The organism is Microbulbifer variabilis ATCC 700307 (assembly GCF_000380565.1).
GTDB classification, from domain to species: domain Bacteria; phylum Pseudomonadota; class Gammaproteobacteria; order Pseudomonadales; family Cellvibrionaceae; genus Microbulbifer; species Microbulbifer variabilis.
The window spans coordinates 424,137-448,956 of the sequence record NZ_AQYJ01000029.1; the positions used below are offsets into that span (position 1 = coordinate 424,137).

Here is a 24,820-nt window from a genome sequence, read left to right on the forward strand (position 1 = left end):
GATTTACCCCGTACTTCCTTGAATATCTTGGTAACTGGTTGGTGGCCAACTTTAAATCGAATGCCAGCGTAATCCTGTCCCAAAAGGTTCCTGCCTGCAGAAACTGTGACTACTGCCTATGGCATGAAAAGTTTTCTGATATAGCTCTTCATTGTGATGGGCTTATTGAAGCAAGCCTGATTGAGCCTATCGTAGGTGTTCAAGAAGAGTGGGTCCAACTATTTCAGTTCGAGGCTGTGGAACAGTTAAATATTTTTTTAAAGAAAGCTGACTTACGATCAGTCTTGTCTGCCTGTGAAGAGGAGTTTGGAGCAAAAATACAGCAGCAAGTGATTGTTAATACCAAGCAGATGACTGTTCCAGCCACTATTGTGGTCTTTGAGCGTGTTAAACCTGACCGTATTCGGGGCTATAAAAAGTGGCTTGGGAAGATTGGGGAGGCTGCAGAAAGTCATCCAGGATTTCTTGGAAGAGAACTTCTAAAACCCATTAAGGGGTTACAGGATGACTGGGTAATTATTATTCGATTTGATTCCGAGGAAAACCTCAATCTTTGGTTGTCATCTCCCATCCACAAAGTGCTTATGGAGGAAGCAGAGTCTTTTCTAGAGCGCGTACAATATAAAAAAATTGGGAGAGGTTTTGAGGATTGGCTTGCCCATGCCAGAGGTATAAAAAATAGTGCGTTGCCTCCCCAATGGAAAATGGCGATGCTCATTATTCTCGCGCTCTACCCAATTATTATGCTGATCTCAATTTGGATTCTGCCTTTAATGGAAAATTGGAAGTCAGCAATGTCACTTTTTGTTTCTAGTCTTATTAGTGTTTCAGTCCTGACTTGGGTGGCAATGCCGATTGTGACGAGGGTATTTAGTTTTTGGCTCTCTGGAGGGGAAGAGGTAAAGACAAAAACGACGATTATAGGGGCGTCTATCGTAGTCTTACTTTATTTGATGGCAATCCTTCTATTTGTATCGTTGTAAGAAGTGACAATACTCAAGCATATCTATTGTCCATGAAATCTGCCTGGTTCTGCCAATATTCTCTGCCGGGTCTATAAAGTAACTTCAGAACTAAGATAAAACTTGGATTTTCAAGAGGACAAATTCGTGAAGAATCCTGTCAATCGCTCCAAAAGCACGGATTGGCCCGACATTTCATTTGCGCAATGGTCAGAAACGGCATCAACTTTACATATGTGGACCCAAATAGTAGGAAAAATTCGCTTGGTGCAGACCCCATGGACCAATCATTCCTGGCATGTGCCACTGTATGTAACAGCAAAGGGGTTGGATACTTCGCTGATTCCATACAATGGTAAGGCTTTTACTATAGAGTTTGACTTCGTCGACCATCAATTATTGATTGTAGTCTCAGACGGTCATAGCCGCTCTATACCTTTGAAGCCGCAATCGGTTGCTGCTTTTTATCGAAAGATAATGCACTCAATGAAAGACCTTGGACTTCCAGTAGCAATTTTTACCACCCCTAGTGAAGTCACTGATGGAGTCCCCTTTGAAGGGGATGAAAAGCACTGCCATTATGACCGGGAATATGCCACTCGCTTCTGGCGGGCCCTGGTACAGATGGATCGAGTGTTTAAGGAATTCCGCTCTCGGTTTATTGGTAAGTGCAGCCCTGTTCATTTTTTCTGGGGGAGTTTTGATATGGCAGTAACCCGCTTCTCAGGAAGGGAAGCTCCGCCACATCCGGGTGGAGTACCTCATTTTCCCGACTGGGCTGCTCGTGAGGCCTACTCCCATGAGGTGAGTAGTGCAGGTTTTTGGCCCGGGGGAGGTGGTGTTGAAAGTGCATCTTTTTATTCTTATTGCTACCCCTCAGCAGAAAACTTTTCTAGTCAAAAAATTAAACCCTCCTCAGCTTTCTACTCTGAGAAATTGGGAGAGTTCATACTTCCTTATGATGAGGTAAGAAGGGCTGAATCGCCAGATGAGTTGTTGCTTGAATTTCTACAAAGTACCTATGAGGCAGCAGCTAACAGTGCTGCCTGGGATAGAAATGCGCTGGAAAAGGACTTTACAATTGAAATAAATGGGTGATTATTCGGGATTGTAGGCTGTGTTGATTTGGATTCACTGGAATATCACAGCATCTCCAGGTGCTTGATTAGCGGAAGCAAGTCAATGCGCCGCTTAATAGCTGCCGAGAGTGCTATAGCCACTACACCAGTGTGATTGGCTTTTCATGGCAATACCGGTGAAAAGCAGAATGGTAGTCAGGTAACACCAGCTCAAACCAGCCCAGATATAGGTGATATCACCACACCAAACTTGATTGGGTTTTTCTACATTAAATCGACGATCAAATTTATTCGGTATATCTAAATGCTCGACTGTTGCTTTCTTATATCTATGGGCCAGGTTACTTACAAACCAAGCCGGCCTCATACATTAGCCTTCGGGCTTTAAAGCGTCCGATTGGAATTCCCTGCTCATAAAGTAAACCTACGATTGTACGACTACCTGCAGAGCTACGGCTGCGCTGAAAGAGCTCACTGATTTTGGAGCGAAGCTGCATTCTGGGCGTATCAACGACATCCTTCCGTTTCCTGTATTCGTAGTAGCATGATCGAGGTATTCCAAACGCTTTACAGACCTGTTCTACGGACTCATGCTCACTTAATCGGTCTATCAGCGCATACAATTCATCTCGTCGGACATCAAAAGAGCGGTAACCTTTTTTAGTATCTCTTTCTCCCTTTCTAGGCGATTGATACGGACTTCAAGCTCCTGAATTTCCTGTTGCTCAGTGGTAAGTGCACTATTTACAGGTGCGTTACCCCCACGCTCTGACTCTAGCTGCTTCATCCAACGGCGGGGCCGTTGTACCAACATCCAGTGAGTGGGCCGATTCAGCTATTGAGTAACCTTGATCTACTACCAAACGAGCAGCATCTAATTTAAATTCAGGAGAAAAGGATCGACGTTGTCTACTCATTGAACGCCTCTATTTTCGGTGGCAACTTTACCACCTAAATTGGTGTCCGGGTTTAGTAAACCACTACAGACTACTTGCTGGTTTATATACGGCCTAAGCGCAAAACCCATAAGACACCCTCAATACATGCTCGGCTATCAATGGGCTTTGGGCCTCCCCTTCCTACGTTTTAGCTGGGGAATGCAGGGTTCAAATTTCCACTGGTCGTCGGTCAACTCTGACTTGAATCGGCTCACAACCACCCGTCTTTTTACTCTATGAGTGTGCGAGAATAGCCGATTGCAAGTTATGAAACAGCCTCTATTAATCTTCACTGATATTACACGGATCGACATGAAGATTCCATAAATCATAAACCCCTTGGGCTTGATCGAAGTCAATTAAATTAGGCCCCTGATCAAAATGGGTAATTGCGACAAAGGTGCGCAGGTTGGTTTCGATAGTGAACTCTCCGCCGCATTGACTGTTATCAAGATGTTGCTTGATATCAACCATTTGGTTGTCGAACGAATCGCTATAGGGGTAATCAGAGAATTCATGTCCTTCATAGATTGCTGAATCATTGACAGAAAAATACTGATCTGGAAATTCATGCCTTACCTGTGATAGCAAAAATCCATACTTTGTAATTACAAATGAGCCAGCAGCTGAAAACCCCGCATTCGTAAGCTGAGATTGATCGTCAACGACAATTTTATATTTGAGGTAGCAATTTTTTTCATCAAAATATTTTTCATTAGCATAATCGGCGTCGGATATGGCTGCTTGCATTTCTTTATTGGTGAAATCAATCCTTATCAAATCACCTTCGCCCGGAGCTCTTTGTTTTATCTCTATATTGCTATTTACGCAATCGCCCTCCTGGGCAATCAGTTCAATATTGTAGGGGTCTGAACCCCTTTGGTTATATTGATTGTCGTATGCTACGCTGGCATTCACGGCCCCTGAATTGAAACAGATCAGCGATATTACAAGTGTTACATACATTATATAGGCTTTAAGCATAATAAGTCTCCGTCTATTAATACATCAGGATTGTAAAGGTGGGGTGGGGTCGCATTCTTCAAAAGTCATTCTTGAGTGATCCACAAAAGCTTCGTTTATTTGAATAAAACCCGGTGAGTCGGGGGCATATTGAAACTCTGAATATATACTAGCCTCAATAGAGACAGGTTTGCCGCAATCGTCCTCATCTGGACTATCGCTTGGTGGATGTTTGGTTGCTAGAGTGACATCCAAGTCAAATGATTCTTCTCGTATTTCATTCTCTGGAGCTATTACGATAAGTTGTTCAGATTGGCTGAGCGAACTGTTGTTGTATCTAAGCCTGACCCGAGCTGCAGCAATCGAACTACTTTTAACGAGGTAGTTTCCTTTGACACTAAACTGCAATGACTTCAGACGAATGTTGTTTTTTGTAGGTAAGATCAAGACAAAGAAGTCTAATTCACAACTTTTCTTATCAGTAACTCCAACACTCTTTAATTCGTCAGTGAAGTTTACGTGCATATAGGGGAATCCCTCTGCATCGTTATCAATGACGATATCAGTAAACTGACAATCAAACTGTTGGTTTTGCAGTATTACTGCATAATTTACCTCTTTCAATGCTTCTTGTGCATTCGGTACGGATGTAAAACACAATATTGCAATAAAGGCGATCAATTTTTTCGGCGATAGTCGGTGCCGGTTAGTATTCTTCAACATACCAAATCCTTCTTTTCAAATAAGCTTCTAGTAAATCGCTGAATAATATATGTCTCTATTGTTAAACTTTGTCTTCGGCTTTCAGTCCAAAGCATGATGACGTGGCGGTATAGGTTACTTACCGCTACTCATAGCAATTAGCCTAATTTTTACACCTTATCTATTTAAGGTGATTCTTAGAATTGTGTGAATAATTGAGTTGTCATATCCAGCTTTCTATAGAAAAAAGGATGCTATTTCTAAAACTCTCGAATGACCAGAAGCTCCTCTCTCTGAATTTTATACCTTGGATTTTCGAATTCAGCCCCTTCGCAACACCGTTACTAATTGGATCCTAAAAGTAGGTCAGCAGGTTGGACAAGTGCCATTTCAGAATTTGTGCAACCTTATTTATCGGATTCATTCCCCTGCGTATCGCCCAGCTTTACCAGCGCTCAAAGAACCTCTCGGTTGTAATTCTGCTCATACATTGCCAAAAATTGCGAAATAGGTCTATGATCAAACAGGTGCGCGCTACTTCCAGGACAGGGTCCTTTAAATGCATAATTTTTTTCCGTCAATTTTTCGCTTACACTACTCGGAGTTGGTCAACAAAAAATATTTACTTCTAGATAAACGCTTGTCACCCTTTTTCAGTAAATCCCCCTGCTCGCTTGATCAACTGCCTTGTTGAGGTGCAGGCGAATATGAAAGCGGTCGAGGACAATGGTCGCACCGGGCAAACAGTGGCCAACATCACTGCAAAAAGCCTTCCACTGTATCCAATTTCACTTCTACCTACTCACCGGCGATATCAAGATCGACATCACTCATATTCCATTCAGATTGAACACCTAAGAGTTGCGAGTAGTGGTCTTCAATCTGAATGGGCTGCTTATCCTGATGTAACTGGCAGTTTCGATGAATACATGACCAATTATATTGGATTTTCACACTATTCTACGAAGAACCTCATTTAAAAACATGGAACACAGACAACTGTTGCTAACTTAAAGGTGCCATTACCTTGGTCGAGGTTTGTGATAGCTGGAGAAGCATCGCTAACTGGTCGGTAAGTTATTTCACTATACAGATCAGTCTCTACGAAAACTGATTGACCACACTGGCCTAAACCTGAAGTTGTAGTTGCGATAACATTGTCAAAACTGTCGCTTTTTATTTCTCCGGCACCAAACCAGGATTTTTGGTCTGAAAAAGTTTGGTTTTGATTGTTGACACGATTTCTCACTCTGGCTGCATTGACGGAATTAGGGCTAGTGAGATAGTTGCCAGCTGTTGAGAACTCGATTGCTGCAATCTTGTACCCTGGGAATGGAGTTATTTTATAGTCGACCTCACAAGATTTTTTTATGGTTGTTTGGCTAGTTCCACCTGCAAGAAGTGCCTGCATTTCATTCTGGAGAAAATCAAGCCTTATCACATTAGCTCCAGGGGGAGAGGTAATTGGTGTGTTCGCACAATCGAACTGTTGTTGAACCACATTAACAGAGAAGTTATTTGCATAAGAGGCGGCAGATGCCGTCGCTAAAATAGACAGCGAAAAAATAGTTAAAGCTTTCATAGTTTTCCCTTTGATAGGTTTGGCCATTTATCCTTAATAGTGCCTAATGAAAAGATAAGGATTATTAAAGATGCAAAGCTACTTTGTAGCGTTAGTTAATATTTGTGACTTGAAGTAATTAATATAAATGAATGACTAACAATTAGGAAGAGGTAAATGTAAGGAAAGGCACAAGAATGCGGTCTGGCTATAAATCACATGCCATAGTCTTTTAGCAGTTATTATTTGTTCAATATGAATGCTGTAACAAATATAAATAAAATAAGTTTCATCTCAGTGATATTTGCGGAGTGGCCTTAATGGGAATGGTTTCATCAAGAAATGCCCCCTAGTCAATAATTCACAGATGTAGCAAAAAACTATTTTAAATAAACGTCACCGATCCAAGTCTTTTGTGTACACATAATGTTCATTATGTGACGTAATCAGATACTCCAGGCTGCATTGAGGCTGGGTATATTCATAGCGTTTGAAAATTAGGTTTTACAAAGAGTCATTTTTTTTGCCAATGGATACATTCAAGTTAGGCCCCTGAAGGCCCAGCCAGAAAACCCCAAAAATGAGTATCGGAAATCGATAAAGATGGTAGGGGCAAGGCTGTGGATCTTGGAAGTGCGAATCAAACTGAAGTGCAGAGCATAGTGCTCTAGCGTCATTGACCGAAGATGCAAACAGGAATTTTTTACGTGCCATCACAAAGGGTTTGATTTCCGGCTCAGTCAGATTGTTATCGATTTCCAAGTGGTCATCGCTGAGGAATTCACAAAGCCCATTCCAGTATTTCAGGCAGTAATTCACTGTATTACCCAGAGGAAATTTGGATAGCACTTGTAAATGGTGCTTATCCAGCCAGCACTTAAAGGAGGTCATAATGGGTTTGTATTCTTGCTGTCGTAATTCATGCCTTTGTTTCGATGATAGATGGTTGTCTTTGGCTTTCCTCTTAACCCGATAGAGCTTCTTATAAAACTGCATTGCCCGTTTTGCCAGTCCATCCCCCCTGCGCTGCTCTCGCTATGGGTTTGAGTTTTCGACGGGCATGTGCATTGTAATGATTTGGGTTTACAGCTGTCTGCTCAAATAACAACTCAAAAAATGGATCAGCATCACAATGCAGCGTGCCTTTAAAGCCGACAAATCAGTCAGTTACATCATTATTGTGATCCGAGACATTATATTCATAGAGGATAGCTTCCTTTCCCGGAGGACCGCCTCGGAAACAGTAGGCATAAGATTTTCGGCTTGCTGGCCGGCCAGGTTCATTAAGAACTTGGAGTGATGTGGCATTCAAAGCCCCAATATTCTAGCCAATGACGTCATCTTTTAGCAAATTGATCAGTGGTTGTAGGGGAGTAGCACAATCGATAACAGTATGAGCCATGGTTTGATGGGTGAAACTAAAGCCGGCATGGGTCTCAAACTGTTTTTCCAGGTGATAGAACGGCTGACGATCATCAAGGTTGCTGGCTGTGAGGTGGGCTAGAACGGATTCGGTAAACTTATTCTTAGGTAGGATATGCTTTGGCTTGGGAGCAATAACTATTTGGCCTGCACAGCCTTTGGGACAGGTAACCTTCACCGACAACTCGACAATCACCTCATATATTGGGGATATGTAGTTCAAGCGCTCATGACGTTCGTAATAAACGAGATTCTTTTGGCAGCCACATGCACAGGTTTTATCCTGTTCTGAGGCGGGGATTACCGCCTCTTTTCTTGGCAGTTGCTCGGCAAAGATTTTCTTTGTTTTTTTATGACGCTTGTGTGTCGCAATACTAACCACATCGTCCTGGTCTTTGTCGCCATCAGCCTCGTTTTCCTCTACAGAACCTTCATCCCGAACTTCTGTACTGTTGAATAGTAACCCCTGGGGATCTTCAGGGTCTTCTTATTGCTTAGAGCGTCGACCAAAGAGAGAGCGCTATAGTTATTTGAATTGAAATAATAGCTGACTGTAAGCCTTTCCAAATCTCATTTCGCTTATAAAGGGGCCAAAATCTATTATCTTCACAATAGAGCATACGAATTTTATCGGCCTTTTTATTGCGAAAGACAAAGAGCTGACCGGGTGTCGGATCTTTGTGTAACGTATCAGCCACCAACAGCACGATACCATCAATCTGATTGAGAAAATCGATCGGCTGACGGTAAAACCAGACTTGGTGTTAAACGGCAGCCACATGGTATTTACAGGTCCATAAGGCCAGGAATTTGCGCCAACAACATCGGACTGTTGATCACCAGCTTTATGCCATTGGGGAGCTCTAATACACCCAGGTTTCCCGTAGTGGCTGTAGGGGGCTTGATATCCACGGGAACAAAGTCGGGGATATCAGACACAGGCGTTTGTCAGATAGTTTGCGGTACCAGTAGGGGAACTGGCTGTAGTTTAGGTTGTGCTTACGGGTATAAGCGCGCTTGGATTGAGAGCTTTTCTCGCAGGCGCTGACATGACTTTGCCACTGCTGCTGATTCATGGGGCTTCCCACCGAAGTTGATGGAGGGGGCATCATGCCAGTCTGCCAAAGCAAGTTGAATAATGTGGTTCATGTACCGCTTACCGATTACTTTTAGAATGTTTAGATGATAAGAAACCGGGCTCTGTATAAGCCCGGCAGCTGCAATCAAACATTTTAGTTTGTAGTTACTGGTGAAGAAAGTTTAAAGTGGGCGAGGGCCCTTTCAGCAATCTCCTTGCCATACTCCTGCACAAAATGGCCGGCCTCTTCAATCTTGAGTGGTTCCGGGCAGTTTTTGATGGTACTCCTTAGCATTTCCATTACATTTTCACCGAGCACAGCGTCTCTCATTCCAATCGCCATAAAACTATCCCCGTCCCAGTCCTTGGACCAGAATTTCCGAGCTCTAAGCCCAAGTTCTACACCCTCCATGCCGGGATCGACCGGTACAATCGATGGGAAGCGACGCACCCCGGCTTTGTACCTGTTGTCGGGATAGGGGGCATCATAAGCCACTATATCGAAGAGGTTGACTTCAGATCGGGCATCGCTTGCTATCAACCCGCCAACAGGGATTTCTGGCACTCCGACTGAGAAGTTGCGCCAATGGTAGAATCCCTCCGAGGCTCCGTCTCCCGCTGCTATAGCAGTATTCATTACCAATAATCGGGTAAACCTGCCTGGCATATCCATAGGGAGTGTGAGCCCTAGAAGCCCTCCCCAATCCTGGCAAACCAAAGTGATGTTCCTCAGATCGAGGTATTCAATCAGGCGCATCAAGCTATTGCGGTGAAAGTTAAAGGTGTAAGTATCTTCGTTTATCGGCTTATCAGACCGCCCAAACCCGAAGAGGTCTGGTGCAATAACCCTATGCCCAGCTTCGACAAATACTGGAATCATTTTCCGATAAAGATAGCTCCAGCTGGGTTCTCCGTGCAGGCACAGAAAAGTTGTTTCTGCCGCTGGCTCTCCTTCATCAATGTAAGCCATACGCATGGCATCGAAGCCTTCGAGACTGTCGATATAATTTGGTTGATAGGGAAATCCGGGCAGTAGGGAAAAACGCTCTTCGGGTGTTCTTAATCGCTCAATAGACATGGGTAACCCTCTTTTGCGTGAAAAGTAGGCAAGCGACTTTGCCTTATGTTGTTATCGACTGGACCCTTTACAGCAGAATACACAACTGTAGTGAAATATATCGGTTAATCAACCGGGCATTAAGGGTCTATTTGCTCGCGAGGCCAGGCAAGATCTTTAAGGTAAAGATACTTGACTAAGTTATTGGGTACGAGACCAGGTAACCTTTAGCCCAAACTGGAAATAGGGCGTATTGGGACAGATGCCAGCGGTTAAGCATAATTCTTTGAGGGTTGTTAAGAGTCGATATTGATAAAGATTACACGATTATCAGACTCAATTCTGAGTAGGGCTTTGTCTTCAAAAAAAAGTGGGCTCTTCTTGGTAGTGCTGTAATTAGGGTTAAATTGTTTCTTTATAAACTTTACCTGATTGTTTGTTTCCCAGCTGACAGATGATGGCCCCCAGGACTCAGGCCTTATACTGTAAACAGGTGTCAGGCCATTCACAGTTAAAAGATAGAGCTCTAGAAGGTTTTCATTGAAGCCAGCATCCAGGTCTTGCTCCACTGTCAGGATATATTGCCCATTTGGAGAGGTGAGAGGATAGCCTTCCAGGGAGTATTCGACACCATTCTTTAAACTTAAAAGAATATAGTCACTGGATTCCCATAACTGTCTATATATCAATAAGTAACTATCAGCCATGAACTCGAGAGCCGAATAGGTATACTTTTCTCCTGGGGGATTTTCTTCAGGGGAGTCCTGATAAGTTTTGGTTGTGCCATTTTTCAGGGTTACTATTAAAGAAAAAAGTTTGTTACGTTTGATAAGGCCCGTATTTTCAAGCAGCTTACTTTCTATAGAGCGCGCGCAGTTATGAGAATTATGAATATTGGGGCAATCAAACTTACCTTCTATTGCACTGAAGTGGACTGCAAAACTTAAGCTGGGAGTTATTACTGTAGATAGGAAGCCCAAAATAATAAGTAGCTTTTGTAGTTGACTTATCATAAGGGCTTCCTCTGCCGCTAGAGAATACTTTAATTAGATTTTTCCTTTAGCGCTAAATAGCGCCACACAGCCTTTTACTTCTATTTGATACTCTTTGAACTTGCTTGCGAGGTAAGTTTCGAGGTCTTCCTGGCAATCCTCGGTATTGGAAAAAATTCCCTTTTTATTGTAGATGGCCATTAATTTCTTTGCTGCAGTGTTCCTGGGTACACCTTTTGATAAAATCGTGGAACCAAATACAACTCCGGATTCAGAAAGTAGTGCACTAACGTGGTCTAAGGCTGATAGTTTTTCTGGCAGTTTTCCTGGGAGACAATGGAATAAATAGTTCAGAGAAATGGAATCAAATTTTTCAGTGACTAAGTCAATTTTATCCAGCACATTACAGCGAAACTGAAGTGGGCTGTACCGTGCAACTCTAGCAGCAGAAACATCCAGGCTATTTTGGTTCAAATCCATCAATCCCAGCCGTACATCACCGGAGGGGAAGGTGCACTTATCGAGGAAATATCCTGTTCCAACACCGACATCCAAGTGGTTTGACGTTATGTGCTGGTTGAAGTGCTTGAGAATGCCTGGAGTGGGACATTGCCAAATAAAGCGGTTGGATAGCCCTAAAACCCAAAGATCGTACAGCCAGAGTACGGGTTTGGAGTAAACGGCTTGTCCCTGCTCAACTTCTTTTGTAACGGCCATGTACATCTCCTGTAAGTCTGACTGGAAGTTAAATATTGGTCTAATTTTGAATACTATGGTACCACTTTTTCAGCATAAAGCTGAAGTTGATACCCATGTAGTGAGCAGTGGTTCTAACTGTCAGGCTTTTGGTTAGCGGTATAAAGCAGCTCTTCACCATGAAAGCTAAACTCTTGCAGGTATAAACGAATGTGCCTTTTTAGTGAGAGAGTTTGGTATATACAGACTTTAATTGAATAATGCCTAAATAGTTTTTGGTTCCATTTAAGTTGGTTAGGCAAGTGAAGAACCGAATAAATAGTTACAATGAGTATGAACTAGAAAAATAAAGCTGCCTGGCCTTCCATTGTAAATAGAGTTGAGAAGAGCAGCCCTATATCCAGCTGCCCTTAAGCCATTAAGCTTGAGTGGTTAAATACTTAAGAATATCCACAACCTGGTCCGGTGTTTGCGCCCAAGCTTGAGCAGCACCATCAACTTCTTTTAACGCATGTACCAGTGACTCATCATGTAGAGTGATATAGGATTTACCAAGCGCTGCGCAGTATCCAGCATCGAACGCTGCATTCCATTGTTTATATTTTTCACCAAAGCGGATAACAGCCAGGTCACAATTTTCTATGTGGTGTTTAATCCGTATCGCGTTGACCTTGGCAGACTTATGATCTCGCCAGAAGGAGTTATCTTCCACGCCAAGGCCATCGCCAGCTGCATCACTGGCATCGTGATTGGTCACCGCAGAGGAGAAAGAGATTTCCAGTCCCTGCTTATTGCAGCCTTCGATTATCTGGGTTCTCCAGTCAGAGTGGATTTCTCCAGAGAGATATACTTTCAGTTTCATAGTTTAGTTACCTGATAGTGGTAAACAATAGAGTTTGATGCTTAGGAAATGATTTTACAATATGATTTTGACTTGAGAGGAGGGGACTACTGATTGAGTCAAATAGGATGTATCAATGCGTCATTAGCGCTGAAGTATAAGACCAAAATCCCTTTTGGCTCTTACTTATTGGTGGTTAAGGTAGCCTTATGGCTTAAACACTACATTTTCTGGTACTTTTCCAGACGGCAGTCTTGTAGAGTGCAATTGAGAGATGAGCCACTTTCCTTGCACTTTCTTTAGAATAGCGCTTTCGAGCCAGTAAACATCCTGGCTCTTGTTCTTTGCGGCAAAATTGGCCTTATTCCAATAGTTGATTGTGACTAGATCTGGCCTCTCATCAAAGTCAATAATGCTAAAGTAATTGGTTCTAACAGTATCTGACGGCTTTGCCACCTTAATTAGATCTTCAATCGTCCATACTTCACCATGTTCGAGCAAGAGAAAAGACTCAGTTACGGTGCCTCTCATACGCTCATGGTCTACATCTGATAGGTAATTTAGAAGGTTCTCGATAGTTTTGAATGCTTCAGGCTTCTCTTGCGCCTGTGCGTTACCGATTGTCAAAACAAACAACATCAATGTAAAAACAATTTTTTGCATAAGTTATTTTCCTGGTTCTTAGAAGTTAATTTTTAGTAACGGGAGTGTTGATTTTACAATATTTGCTCCATCAAGTGCCTAAATTCCTTAAGGTGAGCGAAGCTATATATGTAAGGCGGGTTCCGATCGGAGCAGGCTCTTGCTGATGCTGTCTATTTTTTCAGCAAAAAAATTGTTTTTTGGGATCTCAGAGCCCCACTGTACAGCATACCAGAGTAAGCTTAGATATTTGTACACTCTGCGCCAATGGTATAGGCGTTGCCAATGTTCTCGGGCCGGATTACGCCTAAGATACAGCTCGAGTAGGGATTGTTGCTGAATTCTGCTGAGCTGATGTTCCTCTATGATCACGGCGAGGTCATAGAAGCGATCGCCCATAGCCGCGTACTCCCAATCAATGGCATAAAGCCGCCTGGCCTTTCCAGCGATGAGGTTTCCAGTGCTTAGATCATTATGGCAAAGAGAGAACCCATCACCTAGCTGTTCCGCGGCAGCAATATGGGAAGGGATTTTTTGGTGAAGCTGTACTAGAGTCGGGTAGAAATCTGCTTGTTTATCAATCGAGCTCCAATATTGGTCAGCTTTATAGGATATATCCAAATGGGCATCAATTTCGGGGAGGCTGTGGATTCCATCAAGTAAATTGGCAACCTGTTCCAGAGCATCGGCATCATTTTTATTCCAAGGTCGCCCTTCAATAAAGCGGGTAACTTGGTATTGATATGCTGGGTCACTGTAGACTAAAGGAGCGCATAGCCCGGCGCTACTTGCTCTTACAAGGACGTTGGTTTCTGTTTGTCGGTTTAAATCTAGAGCACCACTGTATTGTGAATTGATACGTAGAATTAATAGCTCTTGGTTTGTCTTGAGTAGAAATGTTTGGTTCGTTTGCCCTCCTGTGAGCTGTCTGACCACAGTGGGTCTGGATTGGCTCCATAGGGGCCAGTCCTGGGGCAGCATATCATCTAGGGGGTTACTCATGACTATGGGACGCTCGTTTCAAGACCAGTTAAATAAGAGTGGCTGCCCTATCAGTTACTGCTTCGCTCGCAGATATTTCAGACTGCCTTTCCTTTCTATAAATGGCATGCCACTGGAAAAAGCCGATGATTACTAATATTACATAAAGTGAAAACAAGGCAGCCGTGGGGTATAGGCCTCTGTCCAGGTAAAGGTAAATTGAGGCACCATCAACCACAATCCAGTAAATCCAGTTCTCTAAGACTTTTCGAGTGACCATATAAGTTGTAACTATGGCCCCTAAAGTAGTAAAAGAGTCCAGGTAGGGCAGGGCGGCATTGGTTGTATTCTCCAGAATATAGCCAAGCAACAAGGTGAGCCCGCTGACGCTTGTCAGTACAAGAAGGTGGGTTTTAAGTGGCCAACGATGAATTTTGAGATCTTGTTGTTTATCTCGATGACTACGCCATTGCCACCAACCAAAAACAGCCATTACCAGGTAAAATACCTGCAGGGCCGATTCCATCAGCAGGCTGACGTCCCAAAATAAAAAAAGGTAAATGGCTGTGCTGGCAAAAGCGGCGTACCAACAGCTGATCTTCTCACGCATTGCAAGCAGTAGGTAGGATAGGGCCAATACAACTGCAGCAATTTCCCAGGTGGACATCGCGTTGATAGAAGCTGAAATATCGCTAGTGAAATCTTGATCAAGCATCTGATGCCGCCGGTGAAAGATCCCCGTCTATAAATTTGCAAACAAAGATGGCGCGGCCAAACTGCTCATAGGCTTTGCGCAATTCTAACTTGAGTACATCCATTAGCAAATCGTAGTCCCCAAAAACCTGAGTACTCATAGTATTGGTAATTACCTTGAGTTCTGGATATTTATTGAGTCGATCAATAAATGCTTGGATGCCGGGGATATACTCATCCTTCAGTGGGTACATACTGATTTCTACTGAGAGCCTCACAACGCCTCCTATTGAAAGCAAAAGTTGGGGTGGTATAGACCACCCCCCAATGATACAACTATTAGAAAGTATAAGTACCGCTTATACCGGCGATACGGGGCTCGCCAAATTGATAATAGGCTTCTGGCGCATAGCCATTGGCAGGATTGTTACCATATTGGTTGCTAAAATAGAAACCCCTGGTGTAATAGTCTTCATCAGTTAAGTTTCTGCCCCATAAGGACAGATCCCAATTATCACCCTGGTATGTCAGTCGGGCGTTGACTAATTCATAGGCATTAGATTTTTCATTGTGGCTATTGGAGAAGTAGAACTCGTCCTTTCCTTCCAGCTCTAAGCGCAGAACTAAGTTGGGCAGGAGAGAAATTTCGCTGCCAGTGAAAAATTGATAGCTTGGCGCATGGGCTACGTCTCGACCATCCAGGTTTACAGGTGCTCCCTGGGAGTCATCTCTTGCGTCGACATGAGAGCCGGTTATAAAGTTTTCAAACTCCGCATTTAGCCAGCCTGCAGAGGCAAAGATGCGCAGAGAATCTGTAGCAAAGTAGTTAAACTCTACTTCCAGCCCGGAAGTTTTACCTCCCGCGGCATTGGCCAGGTAGTCGTGAAAGGAAACTTCATCTTCATTAAATATGAAGACGGATTGTTTTGCCTGGATATCATTGCGATCCTGGTAGAAAGCAGCCAACTGGGCATGCAAGCGGTTGTCGAACCAATTGCCTTTAATACCTATTTCGTAGTTAAGCATATGCTCAGTATCAAAATCGAAGAAATTAGGGCTAATTTCTACATTTCTCACTGATTCAGAGATGATTACACCATTGATACCGCCGGCCTTGTATCCTCGGGATACCGTCGCATACGCCATAGTATTTTCGGAGTAGTGATACTCCAGAGAGATATTGCCACCCCAGAGGTCCTCGCTGATATCCCTGGCAGTGAACAGGGAATCTGTGTAATCAGCACTTCGCTTCTCCAGGCGGAGCCCTGTCACCAGATTTAAGCTGGCGGTCAATTCAGTATTAAGTTGGGCATAAATCGCTGTATTTCTTGTGTCAAATTCACTGGAAAAGTATTCAACATCAGCCCCAAACTCCTCATTAGAGGTTTTGGTGCGTAATAAATCCTCACGTTCTATACGCTCATATATACCTACAACCCAGCTGCTACGGCCAGAAAAGAGTTTGGATACATCAGTGGAAAGCAAGCGCAAGTCTAGGCTGATGTTATCTTTGTCGCGCTGGTAATTGTCTTTTTGGCTGTATTCCCATGGGTGAAAGCCTTGATAACTCCAGTCTTCGTCGTAACCGTATTCTGTGTCTGAATCTGCGAGGCTCAGCGTGGCATCCAAATGGAATAGCTCACTCCCTGACCACTGTGCGGCTAGGGCTCCGGCCCAGGTTTCCTGTCGATCCGAGCCTGGTTCGTCAGACAGTGTTTCACGGGTGTTGTATAAGGAGAAGGCATCATAGCCGTTGTCAACATTCACATAGAGCAGAGAGAGGCCAAAATTTAGGTTGTCACTAGGCGTGTAGGCCAGCTTACTTCTTAGCACTGATTCATCAATATTGTTGGTATTATCACTGCCCAGGAATGCATTCTCTGTATAGCCATCGGATTTTTGCCTATTGGCAGCGATTCGATAACCAAGTTGATCGGCTAATGGGCCGCTGGAAATTACAGAAATATTGCGTCCATTGTATTCACTTACCTCGGCAGATACTTTTGCCATGGGTTCAGTGGTAGGAGCGGCGCTGGTCATATTGATCAGACCCGCCAGGGCGTTGGCACCATACGCAGTGCCTTGGGGCCCGCGAAGAATCTCTACTTGATCGATATCCAGGGTGCTGGCAGCGAGCCCGAGGCCGGTGAAGTCAATACCATCGATAACCAGGCCAACAGAGGGGTTCACAGGGTCTATAAATTGGCTGCGCTCGCCAATACCGCGAATTTGGATGAAGCGGCCCCGTGATGCACCGGAAGAGAAATTTACATTTGGTGCCATATTCAGGATCTGATCCAGATTGCTCGCACCCCGGGCCTTGATTGTATCGGCATTAACCACTGTCGCGCTGGTAGCCAAGTCCAACAGGTTGGTATTGCGTAATTGGGCAGTGACTACGACCTCTTCAATCCCTGCTTCCCTTGATTCAGCAACTGCCAGCCCCGCAGACAAGCTGGCTACAATGCTAACAGACCAGGCAATGGGGTGGGCTTTGAACAGATTCTTCATGGTTCTCTCTCGAATCAACACAAGTGAAAGAGACCCGGAGCGCGACGTGAGGAGGCGTTTGGTGAGGTTACCTATCCCTACGCCGGTATTAACCGGATCAGGTTCAAGGGTTTGCCCGGAAGAATCAAAAGTCCTCTGGGCATCTCAGGCCAAGGCCACCCCTTAGGTTCGCGGGCGCGATGATAGCAGAAGTTGAGGGAGGAAAGGGGTCTAAGTGTAATATTCAAGATGTCAAAATCTATATCTAATGTATCACCCCTTCCGTATGCTAATCACAGTATATAATCCTTTCCTCAACTCCATGACATGAAGAAACTTAAGAAGGAGAGATCTGCAAGTAAAGGTACTATATACATTCTGTATCTAGTAACCTAAGTAGGTGCCTCCCACTTGTCCTGCAAAGTGCGGAATAAACATGGCGTCAAAGCCATGCCAGTCACCGTATTTACTTTGTAGCTCAGGGTAAACTATATCAAAAATGGCTCGTAATTTTTTCCCTTGATCAGGTTCATAATTAATTTTAGACATCTCACGTTCTACGGTTTTACGAAAATCTACCATCATATTTCTATAGTGAATTAAATCTCTTCTATCTCCTTCGTTAAAGTGGCTGGGAATATAAATTTTTGCATTTAATTCAATCAGGCGATCGAGGGCCCGTATGTAACCGGGGTAATACCAGTCGGGCAGACCAAAAGGGGGAAATGCGTTCACGAACATCATATCTGGAGCAAATACGATGTCTTCACTTTCAATATAAAATCCATACAATGTTGTTGAGTGGGATTCAGGCATATATAGGAAGTGGACAGTTTGATCTCCAAATTTTAAAGATTTATCACCATCTATTGGGCTAGTTACAGGTAGGATTTTATTTAATGGGTGCTCCCAATCTTGGATTAGATGGTTAATATTATTATGTCCGACGACAATTTTTGGGCTTAGATGTGCTCCACCACGGATGTGATCCAAATGATTGTGGGAGTAGACTAACCAGCGCACGGGATGTTCGGGAAAGTGTTTTTTTAGCTCATCAGAAAGCGATTTACTGAAATTTTCATTAAAGCAATCGAAAACCACTAATCCGTTATTTGTTTTCAGAATCATTGCCCGGTTCATTCCCAGACGAAAACTATAAACTCGATCACTATGTTGAACAAATTTTGAAGGTAATTCTGTAAAAGGTTCAAAATAGTCGACCGGAATCGCCTGTTTCATCATGGCTTTTCGAATCTCGGATTCACAGGCGCTGACTATGAGGGCACTAAATATTAAGAGTGTTATATTTATTAAACCTTTCTGTCTGACTTTTTCCCTTTGTCTAAAGCATCTTCTGGCTGGCTTTGAGTAATTTCTTCGGTGAGGCATAGTGACTCTCCTGACAAGTTACTTTGTAATATTGATAAATAGGAGATCTGAAAGAGTAATTAAAAAGGGGTTTCTTCTATTTTTTTTAGAAAGCCAAGTTCTACAAATGGCCTCATATAACTTTGTGGTTTTCTCCCGATTTGATCGTTGAGCATGCTTTTCATACCCTGCTTAAAATCCAGTCTGGGATACTCATTAATTACTTCAGACAAGGTTTTGGGATGAATATCACTCAACCATAACCCGGCAATGTCCAGCCCTGCGGCAAAATGTAGTAGGGCAATCTCCGGATCTTTTTTGTGCGCAATTCCAACAGAGTTGTGATGAGCGATCATCTCATGTACTAAATCAGCCTTCTCGGTAGAGATGTTATGACCAATACAAAAGGATCTTGCTGCTTGAGCTCCGTCTAGCTCAAAAGTACCACCGACATCATAGGCTGGGGTTAGTCCTATATCATGCATGATGGCACCAAGAAAGTAGACTTCTTGATCTATCACTGTCTTTACTTTGTGACTCATTGCTAAGCCGAATGCATAGCTTCTAAGGCTGTGGTTGAGGAGGAAGTCGGGGCTGCATTGAGCCACCATATCCAACGCTTTTTTACAGTTCATCGAGTCAGGAATTTGATAGACCTCTTTAGCAACATACTGAATGTGCTCCCTCTTAAGGTAGCGAATAGTGCGTGTGTAAGTTGCACTTGCACTGGATGTAACAAAGCGGCAGGCCAGACAAGGCAAAGGTGGCGGTATTTTATTCGTTGTAAGTTCCATAATATCATTTATTTTGTACCGTTTCGAACAATAAAATATGATAGGCTTTCTGCGGTGTCAACAATTATGTTCGGAGTAGTACAAAAATGAAAAAGAGAAGAGGCCGTCCACCTAAATATGATGCCACTGAGGCCCTGGAGGGCGCTCTCCAGGTATTTTGGCGCAAGGGCCTCACAGCTACTTCTTTAGATGATCTGGCTGAGTCGATGAAGATGAACAGGCCAAGTATTTACGCCGCTTTTGGTGACAAAGTATCCATTTACCGTAAAGCTTTTGCGCAGTTTGCGAATCAGCTAGGTAAAGAACTTGATGCAATATTGAATGATGGTGCTCCTTTGCAGGATGCTATGCTGCGATTCTATGGGCAGGCGCTGGAAGCTTATCTGCTAAAAGACGAATCGCTGGGTTGTTTTGCTACTTGCACTGCACCAGTGGAATCATTGGCTCATCCAGATGTTCAAGATGACTTGAAAATTTTGATTGCAAGAATTGATAGCCAACTGGAAAGACGACTCCTGCGCGCACAGGAGGATGGGGACTGGCCTATAGATCGAGACGTTCAACCGACAGCTAAATTGCTACATGCTGCCTTGCAAAGTTTGGCTATACGAGCAAGAGGTGGCGAGGCCCGAGAAACTCTGGTCGATTTTTACTACGCTACAGTCAAGATGCTGTGTTGATCCTAATGGGAATCACAATCAACATGTATAAATGCTCCTTATCTGGATTGTGCTTTAAGCACGGCATATGTAAGGAATATGTTCGATTTTTATTGGGCTTTCTATCTAAGGCAAAGATAAGATTGTTGTTTGCTATAGCATAAATTTTTAATCACTACCATGGAGCTATCAGCTACTTCAGTAGTTCGATATTTCGCCTTGCGAGAAACCTAAATTGTATATATTCGAGAATAAGGACTACAAGATGGCAGGCTGTAAGTATGTGAAACTTCTCACATGAAAGAATAAATACCCAAAAAGCATCCACATGTAATATTTGATAAGCCTCATAGGTTAATACCTGTATCATGAGGGTTGATGAATTGCTGTTCGTGAGTATTTGGCTTCAAAAGAAGGAGGTTAAAGGAAAGGTTTAGGATATTTTTATTTTTGGCAGTGAAAAATTGTAAGCTTTGAATTTGCCATGTAGGTCATGGACGTGTGATTTTTAGCTTTGGTCGGTAATTTACCTCTTGATTATTAAAAGCAAGAATTAGGCTAAAATTTCATCACTTAGTAATAGCGCGAGCTGTAAGAAGATGATTTCTTTCCTGCACCACTTTCCCATTCTATGTTCAATGACTGACGGCGAGTGATTATCGGCACGCAATTAATCTGTGAGTCATGTAAGTGGCTGTTGTTTACAGATGGCCAAATGGCTTGAGAAAATGGCAGGGTGGTTTCCCAGGCTTGTTTGCCGAATTGCTATGTTTGGCGGGGTTACCACTTGATGTATTCGAAGTTGTAAACGAATTATCTCGGTTCGCTCTCGAAACTCTTCCTAATTTATCAAGGTATCACAGCAAACAAGAGTGAGTATTTCGATTATGGGTATAACAATCCGAATGCTTGGAGAGCTGGCAGTTTATCGCGATGGGGTACCGATAAGCCTTCCCCCCTCAAAAAGAACTCGTGCACTCTTGGCATTTTTAGTACTGGCAGCTCGGCCTCATCGCCGCGATCGTTTGTGTGAGATATTCTGGGAGTTGCCAGATGACCCAAGGGCATCTCTAAGGTGGTCTTTGAGCAAGATTCGCCCAATTGTCAATGATTCTTGTGGGGAGCGCCTGATAGCAGATCGAGAGAGGGTCCGACTAGAGGGGGAAGATGTCCACATTGATATAAAGTCGATAGCGCTAAAGCTAGGCGATCCTGATCTTTCGGTAGAAGAGCTTCTATCTATAGATACTGCTCTTAAAGAGCCATTTCTGGACGGAATTGATTTACCGGATCAAGAATTATTCCAGCAATGGTTACTCGCGGAGCGAGAGGAAATAGGGCGATTGCGGGGTAAAGTGTTATCCCGTTTGTCATCTCATCCTGATGCATCACTTCCGGATCAGCTCAAGTGGGTGCGCAGCTGGGAAGCTTTGGAGCCCTATAATACCCGCGCTGCGGCTCAGTTGTTAGTTAAACTGGAGGCACTAGGTTTTACCAAAGAAGTGGCTAATGTTCGGCCAAAATTTTTGGAGAGATTTAGAAAGGCTGGGATTGCATGGTCTCCCCAGGTTTTATCATTGGGAGAGGCTAAAGATACCAATATTGATAATCAGTATCTTGAGCGTAAGCTTCTTACACAGCAAAAAGTTGGGTTCTGCAGTGCTTCGGATGGCGTTCGTATTGCCTATGCAGCTGTTGGGGATGGTTCTCCCATTGTTAAGGCGGCTAATTGGTTAAGTCACCTTGAGTATGACTGGGATTCGCCAATTTGGAGCCCTTTGTTCCGAGAGCTTTCCTCGGATCATCAATTCATTCGCTACGATGAGCGTGGTAATGGACTCTCAGATTGGGATGTTAACAATATCTCTTTTGAGTCTTTTGTGACCGACTTAGAGACTGTCGTAGATGCATGTGGTGTCGATAAATTTACTTTGCTCGGCATATCACAGGGAGCAGCTGTATCTATTGAATATGCAGTGAGGCACCCTGAAAGAGTAAAAAGTCTTATTCTTTTTGGCGGTTATGCAGCAGGTTGGCGGACAGGGGCTACTGATGCCGTAATTAAAGAGCGAGAAGCTATAATAACCCTCACTGAGACTGGCTGGGGGCAAGATAATCCTGCATATAGACAAATTTTTTCTTCGACATTTATGCCGAGTGCAAATGCAAGTGAGCTAGCCTGGTTTAACGAATTTCAACGCTTAACCACCTCTCCTGAAAATGCAGCGCGGTTCCTCTCTGTATTTGGGGATATTGACGTTCGTAATCAGCTTAAAAAAGTAAGTGTTCCTACATTGGTCATTCATTCGATAGGGGATCAACGTATCCCGGTAAAGGTGGGTTTTGATATCGCATCAAGTATTCCGAATTGTAGATTTATTGGTTTGGATAGTGATGGCCATTTATTACTTGGGCGTGAGCCTGCTTCAAAAATATTTGTAGAAGAAGTGCGGAAGTTTATTGGCAACTCTTATTAATATAAGCTAAAGCAAGGCAGTACCTTCAAGAACCTTCAAATTATACAGGCAGGCCATACTTAATAGCGGCATATTGAGTAAATCATTTTTAATTTGTCAACTCTTTTCCAAATGTACTATGACAAGCAAAGCTTTGCCTCACTGTAAGTGATTGGAGCAGAGTTTTTGCTATTGAGTAAATTTTTTACAAAAGATAAACGGCCAGCTCTTGAGCGCTAAGATATCGGATTCCTGCTTGTGGATACTTGCGAATAAGATCTAAGGCAGCTGAGCGCGCAGAAGCCTCATCAGAGAATTTTTCTGGTAACTTTATGTTTGCAACTCGGTTTCCTGATTTGCAGCGAGTAACAATGATATATTGACCTCCCCATTTGCCCCAAAGTACTTCATCAGGATCTTCCTTGGGGGGAGGTGGAGGGGGAGTTTGTTCCTGTTCTTTAAAGGTTAATCCAGCTTCTGATTCCCAAATCATTTCAGCTAATTGGTTTAACTTCTGAGTGTAATCGTTGGTAGACATCATGCCCCTTGAGAATGATAAAGCGTATGCTGCATCAAGAAAAACTGCACAAGCTGGGAGTAAAAGGGCTCCCTAAGTAACGCAATTATAGCGTTTCGATGGAAGATATCTAGCCCTTAAAGCACTAATTGAAGTTTGGATAGGGGTTTACATTAATTAACAAATCGCTTTTGATGACTGGAGCTGTTCCAGCCTAAGGTAGTCATAGCCCTATTATTGTGATAATTAGTCTATGAAAGGATAGTGAATACTTGTGAATTTTCAGTCAGCTTGCATTATTTCTAATAAGCGGGCCAGAGCTATAAGAGCTATATAAACCTTTGATTGGTTAGGGGCGAGTCTAGAGCTGTTATATGAGCGGTGGAGCTATTTTACTTCGATGGTCATTTATGAGGCATATACTTCAAAATTTGTTATCTAAGGTCGATATTATTGACTATAGGAAAAGGGTGGTTGGTAAAACTTATGACACTTGAAATTATATACTTATAGCGATAATTCCGGGTAAATTTACATTGCGGAAATCCAGACTTTATAAAGCACTCTTGAGGTGAGGTTGCCACTTTGAATGAAACTGGCTAGATCACTATCAAATTCAACGGTGGTTCAAACGGTGGTTCAAACGATATAGAGGTTCACTGGAGCTCGTTAACCACGTTGTCAAAGTCAATATCTATGCGGTTCACAGCCATATTCTCTCATATATTCGGAATATAAGTATGAGATTTGTGCCAAAACAGGGAGCTGATTCCTGAAGATGCATTGGAGTCGCTTTGCAGAATATTGTAACCGCGCGACTGGTGACGAATTATTGATAGAGATTCTAGTGATTTAATAGTGTGTAGAGAGGGACATGGATATTCCAATCGGTAAGGAGCAGAATAGATTTGTTAATAGAGAGGTAGTAGTGGAATGCCGGCACTGTGGAAGCCTGTTTGAGCTAAAGATGCTGTCAGTTCCATATGGGGAGTCTATTGGACTCAATTTTTCGTCACCTTTGAACTTGATTATGGTGGCGGCTGGTACTGCATTAGTTAAAGGTAATCAATCAAGCTTTGAGCTAACAGTGGGGCAGACGTGGCTGGCGAGCTCCAATAGTGACTTTCGTTTGAGTAGCGATTTAAGGGGACACAGTATTATTGTAATATGCGTAGGCATTAGAGCTGCAATGATTACTAGATTCTACCAAAGATACGATAATACACTACTCCACAAAAGGAACGGGATAAATATAGACAGCTCAACATTTCCTGAAGATAAGGCGCCTATTGTTCTTCCTGGCTGTGAATTGACTCGGTTAACACTAGACTCCTTCAGGCTGTTTAGCCTGTTAGGTGACGACGGTTTAAATACTCTTAAACTGGAAGAGCTACTGTTGCTTAAATTAAATAGTGATCACGGGCCAATACTTGCTGCGGAACTTCTGAATCATATAAACCCTTTACAAGAAAACTTTAGACGATTTATGGAGGAAAACTTCACAAAAAACTGGTCTGTTGCTACCTTTGCAAAGCACATTGGTATGAGTTTAACTTCATTTAAGAATATGTTCGGGCAAGTATTTAGAGAGTCATCACCTAAGTCTTGGATTAATGAACGGCGACTCCGCTATGCGGATGCTCAATTAAGGACCACCCGTAAACGACTTATTGATATTGCCCTTGACAGTGGCTTTTCCAGTCAGTCCTATTTTACACAACTGTATAAGTTAAAATATGGTGTTTCCCCACTAGGGGCGAGACAGCAGTGCGGTTAAATCTCATAACGAATGAGCATTATGGTGAGATCTTTAATTGATTGCAGCTTCTTTAATGCCGAATTAGGTACTTGCTTCCTGTTGATTACTTGAGTTGAAGTAAGGTCCTTTTTGCTGATCATTAGAATGTTAGCACTTATTGAGCTTGTCTA

Annotated in this window: 25 protein-coding genes, 2 pseudogenes and 1 riboswitch; of the genes and pseudogenes, 5 read left to right on the top strand and 22 right to left on the bottom strand. The window is 43.1% G+C overall.

Annotation, left to right across the window (positions count from 1 at the left end):
* The first annotated feature begins 41 nt into the window (after positions 1–41).
* Positions 42–983: an antibiotic biosynthesis monooxygenase gene (locus G367_RS0120660; RefSeq protein WP_020415072.1), complete on the top strand. Its 942-nt coding sequence runs from the start codon at positions 42–44 to the stop codon at positions 981–983.
* Between the two features lie 126 nt (positions 984–1,109).
* The gene (locus G367_RS0120665) at positions 1,110–2,060 is read left to right on the top strand and encodes a DUF5996 family protein (protein WP_026305294.1); all 951 of its coding nucleotides are present in this window, start codon (positions 1,110–1,112) and stop codon (positions 2,058–2,060) included.
* A gap of 165 nt (positions 2,061–2,225) precedes the next feature.
* On the opposite strand, the pseudogene G367_RS26880 reads toward G367_RS0120665, so the two are convergent.
* The 21 genes and pseudogenes from G367_RS26880 to G367_RS0120775 form a co-directional block, all read right to left on the bottom strand.
* A pseudogene (locus G367_RS26880) lies at positions 2,226–2,958 on the bottom strand (IS3 family transposase); the annotation flags it as partial.
* 303 nt (positions 2,959–3,261) lie between these two features.
* Positions 3,262–3,963, bottom strand: coding sequence for a hypothetical protein (locus tag G367_RS0120680; protein WP_020415076.1), 702 nt, complete (start codon positions 3,961–3,963; stop codon positions 3,262–3,264).
* Between the two features lie 24 nt (positions 3,964–3,987).
* Positions 3,988–4,665 carry a hypothetical protein gene (locus G367_RS0120685; RefSeq protein WP_020415077.1) on the bottom strand — a complete coding sequence of 226 codons (678 nt, stop codon included), beginning with the start codon at positions 4,663–4,665 and terminating at the stop codon, positions 3,988–3,990.
* Between the two features lie 632 nt (positions 4,666–5,297).
* Positions 5,298–5,426, bottom strand: coding sequence for a transposase (locus G367_RS27190; RefSeq protein WP_083922827.1), 129 nt, complete (start codon positions 5,424–5,426; stop codon positions 5,298–5,300).
* A gap of 16 nt (positions 5,427–5,442) precedes the next feature.
* On the bottom strand, positions 5,443–5,598 hold the full coding sequence (locus G367_RS26280) for a hypothetical protein (protein ID WP_157533701.1): 156 nt from the start codon (positions 5,596–5,598) through the stop codon (positions 5,443–5,445).
* A gap of 22 nt (positions 5,599–5,620) precedes the next feature.
* The gene (locus G367_RS0120690; RefSeq protein WP_157533702.1) at positions 5,621–6,253 is read right to left on the bottom strand and encodes a hypothetical protein; all 633 of its coding nucleotides are present in this window, start codon (positions 6,251–6,253) and stop codon (positions 5,621–5,623) included.
* 456 nt (positions 6,254–6,709) lie between these two features.
* Positions 6,710–7,216, bottom strand: coding sequence for an IS66 family transposase (locus tag G367_RS25380; protein ID WP_281166125.1), 507 nt, complete (start codon positions 7,214–7,216; stop codon positions 6,710–6,712).
* Between the two features lie 313 nt (positions 7,217–7,529).
* Positions 7,530–8,009, bottom strand: a complete 480-nt coding sequence (locus tag G367_RS25385) for an IS66 family transposase (protein ID WP_020415080.1) — start codon at positions 8,007–8,009, stop codon at positions 7,530–7,532.
* Between the two features lie 112 nt (positions 8,010–8,121).
* Positions 8,122–8,376, bottom strand: a pseudogene (gene tnpB / locus G367_RS27195) (IS66 family insertion sequence element accessory protein TnpB); the annotation flags it as partial.
* Positions 8,377–8,490: 114 nt separating this feature from the next.
* Entirely contained in the window at positions 8,491–8,703 is a 213-nt protein-coding gene (gene tnpA, locus G367_RS25825) for an IS66 family insertion sequence element accessory protein TnpA (protein WP_211214965.1), read from the bottom strand.
* Positions 8,704–8,859: 156 nt separating this feature from the next.
* Positions 8,860–9,783, bottom strand: coding sequence for a haloalkane dehalogenase (locus G367_RS0120720; protein ID WP_020415083.1), 924 nt, complete (start codon positions 9,781–9,783; stop codon positions 8,860–8,862).
* A 275-nt stretch (positions 9,784–10,058) separates the two neighbouring features.
* Positions 10,059–10,775: a hypothetical protein gene (locus G367_RS0120725; protein ID WP_020415084.1), complete on the bottom strand. Its 717-nt coding sequence runs from the start codon at positions 10,773–10,775 to the stop codon at positions 10,059–10,061.
* Between the two features lie 33 nt (positions 10,776–10,808).
* Positions 10,809–11,471, bottom strand: coding sequence for a class I SAM-dependent methyltransferase (locus G367_RS0120730; protein ID WP_020415085.1), 663 nt, complete (start codon positions 11,469–11,471; stop codon positions 10,809–10,811).
* A 397-nt stretch (positions 11,472–11,868) separates the two neighbouring features.
* Positions 11,869–12,312, bottom strand: a complete 444-nt coding sequence (locus G367_RS0120740; RefSeq protein ID WP_020415087.1) for a YtoQ family protein — start codon at positions 12,310–12,312, stop codon at positions 11,869–11,871.
* A gap of 186 nt (positions 12,313–12,498) precedes the next feature.
* Entirely contained in the window at positions 12,499–12,954 is a 456-nt protein-coding gene (locus tag G367_RS0120745) for a nuclear transport factor 2 family protein (RefSeq protein ID WP_020415088.1), read from the bottom strand.
* 102 nt (positions 12,955–13,056) lie between these two features.
* Positions 13,057–13,935 carry a choline kinase family protein gene (locus tag G367_RS0120750; RefSeq protein WP_020415089.1) on the bottom strand — a complete coding sequence of 293 codons (879 nt, stop codon included), beginning with the start codon at positions 13,933–13,935 and terminating at the stop codon, positions 13,057–13,059.
* 28 nt (positions 13,936–13,963) lie between these two features.
* Positions 13,964–14,629 carry a nicotinamide riboside transporter PnuC gene (pnuC, locus tag G367_RS0120755; protein WP_020415090.1) on the bottom strand — a complete coding sequence of 222 codons (666 nt, stop codon included), beginning with the start codon at positions 14,627–14,629 and terminating at the stop codon, positions 13,964–13,966.
* Complete coding sequence (locus G367_RS0120760) at positions 14,622–14,885, bottom strand: hypothetical protein (protein ID WP_026305296.1); 264 nt, start codon at positions 14,883–14,885, stop codon at positions 14,622–14,624. Before G367_RS0120760 ends, pnuC begins: the two co-directional genes overlap by 8 nt.
* A 61-nt stretch (positions 14,886–14,946) precedes the next feature.
* Positions 14,947–17,118, bottom strand: a complete 2,172-nt coding sequence (locus G367_RS0120765; protein ID WP_020415092.1) for a TonB-dependent receptor — start codon at positions 17,116–17,118, stop codon at positions 14,947–14,949.
* Positions 17,119–17,175: 57 nt separating this feature from the next.
* A riboswitch (TPP riboswitch) is annotated at positions 17,176–17,291 on the bottom strand.
* Between the two features lie 190 nt (positions 17,292–17,481).
* Entirely contained in the window at positions 17,482–18,486 is a 1,005-nt protein-coding gene (locus tag G367_RS0120770) for an MBL fold metallo-hydrolase (RefSeq protein WP_083922833.1), read from the bottom strand.
* A gap of 59 nt (positions 18,487–18,545) precedes the next feature.
* Positions 18,546–19,259: an HD domain-containing protein gene (locus G367_RS0120775; RefSeq protein WP_211214966.1), complete on the bottom strand. Its 714-nt coding sequence runs from the start codon at positions 19,257–19,259 to the stop codon at positions 18,546–18,548.
* A gap of 86 nt (positions 19,260–19,345) precedes the next feature.
* Between G367_RS0120775 and G367_RS0120780 the strand changes: the two genes are divergently transcribed.
* Both G367_RS0120780 and G367_RS0120785 read left to right on the top strand, forming a co-directional pair.
* Positions 19,346–19,939: a TetR/AcrR family transcriptional regulator gene (locus G367_RS0120780; protein ID WP_020415095.1), complete on the top strand. Its 594-nt coding sequence runs from the start codon at positions 19,346–19,348 to the stop codon at positions 19,937–19,939.
* A 1,061-nt stretch (positions 19,940–21,000) separates the two neighbouring features.
* A complete protein-coding gene (locus G367_RS0120785; RefSeq protein WP_211214967.1) occupies positions 21,001–22,395 on the top strand; it encodes an alpha/beta hydrolase in 1,395 nt (464 codons plus the stop codon).
* Positions 22,396–22,579: 184 nt separating this feature from the next.
* On the opposite strand, the gene G367_RS0120790 is transcribed toward G367_RS0120785, so the two are convergent.
* Positions 22,580–22,912: a hypothetical protein gene (locus G367_RS0120790; protein ID WP_020415097.1), complete on the bottom strand. Its 333-nt coding sequence runs from the start codon at positions 22,910–22,912 to the stop codon at positions 22,580–22,582.
* 853 nt (positions 22,913–23,765) lie between these two features.
* Here G367_RS0120790 and G367_RS25390 point away from each other — a divergent pair.
* Positions 23,766–24,668, top strand: coding sequence for a helix-turn-helix transcriptional regulator (locus tag G367_RS25390; RefSeq protein WP_020415098.1), 903 nt, complete (start codon positions 23,766–23,768; stop codon positions 24,666–24,668).
* Positions 24,669–24,820 lie beyond the last annotated feature (152 nt).

What these genes read in the sequence shown, in the direction of transcription:
- G367_RS0120685 (WP_020415077.1), bottom strand. Translation starts at nt 4,665, where the DNA reads ATGTTGAAGAATACTAACCGGCACCGACTATCGCCGAAAAAATTGATC.
- G367_RS0120750 (WP_020415089.1), bottom strand. Translation starts at nt 13,935, where the DNA reads ATGAGTAACCCCCTAGATGATATGCTGCCCCAGGACTGGCCCCTATGG.
- G367_RS0120680 (WP_020415076.1), bottom strand. Translation starts at nt 3,963, where the DNA reads ATGCTTAAAGCCTATATAATGTATGTAACACTTGTAATATCGCTGATC.
- G367_RS0120725 (WP_020415084.1), bottom strand. Translation starts at nt 10,775, where the DNA reads ATGATAAGTCAACTACAAAAGCTACTTATTATTTTGGGCTTCCTATCT.
- G367_RS0120690 (WP_157533702.1), bottom strand. Translation starts at nt 6,253, where the DNA reads ATGGCCAAACCTATCAAAGGGAAAACTATGAAAGCTTTAACTATTTTT.
- G367_RS0120775 (WP_211214966.1), bottom strand. Translation starts at nt 19,259, where the DNA reads ATGGAACTTACAACGAATAAAATACCGCCACCTTTGCCTTGTCTGGCC.
- tnpA (WP_211214965.1), bottom strand. Translation starts at nt 8,703, where the DNA reads ATGAATCAGCAGCAGTGGCAAAGTCATGTCAGCGCCTGCGAGAAAAGC.
- G367_RS0120720 (WP_020415083.1), bottom strand. Translation starts at nt 9,783, where the DNA reads ATGTCTATTGAGCGATTAAGAACACCCGAAGAGCGTTTTTCCCTACTG.
- G367_RS0120790 (WP_020415097.1), bottom strand. Translation starts at nt 22,912, where the DNA reads ATGTCTACCAACGATTACACTCAGAAGTTAAACCAATTAGCTGAAATG.
- G367_RS0120765 (WP_020415092.1), bottom strand. Translation starts at nt 17,118, where the DNA reads ATGAAGAATCTGTTCAAAGCCCACCCCATTGCCTGGTCTGTTAGCATT.
- G367_RS0120745 (WP_020415088.1), bottom strand. Translation starts at nt 12,954, where the DNA reads ATGCAAAAAATTGTTTTTACATTGATGTTGTTTGTTTTGACAATCGGT.
- G367_RS0120730 (WP_020415085.1), bottom strand. Translation starts at nt 11,471, where the DNA reads ATGGCCGTTACAAAAGAAGTTGAGCAGGGACAAGCCGTTTACTCCAAA.
- pnuC (WP_020415090.1), bottom strand. Translation starts at nt 14,629, where the DNA reads ATGCTTGATCAAGATTTCACTAGCGATATTTCAGCTTCTATCAACGCG.
- G367_RS0120780 (WP_020415095.1), top strand. Translation starts at nt 19,346, where the DNA reads ATGAAAAAGAGAAGAGGCCGTCCACCTAAATATGATGCCACTGAGGCC.
- G367_RS0120770 (WP_083922833.1), bottom strand. Translation starts at nt 18,486, where the DNA reads ATGCCTCACCGAAGAAATTACTCAAAGCCAGCCAGAAGATGCTTTAGA.
- G367_RS0120740 (WP_020415087.1), bottom strand. Translation starts at nt 12,312, where the DNA reads ATGAAACTGAAAGTATATCTCTCTGGAGAAATCCACTCTGACTGGAGA.
- G367_RS25390 (WP_020415098.1), top strand. Translation starts at nt 23,766, where the DNA reads ATGGATATTCCAATCGGTAAGGAGCAGAATAGATTTGTTAATAGAGAG.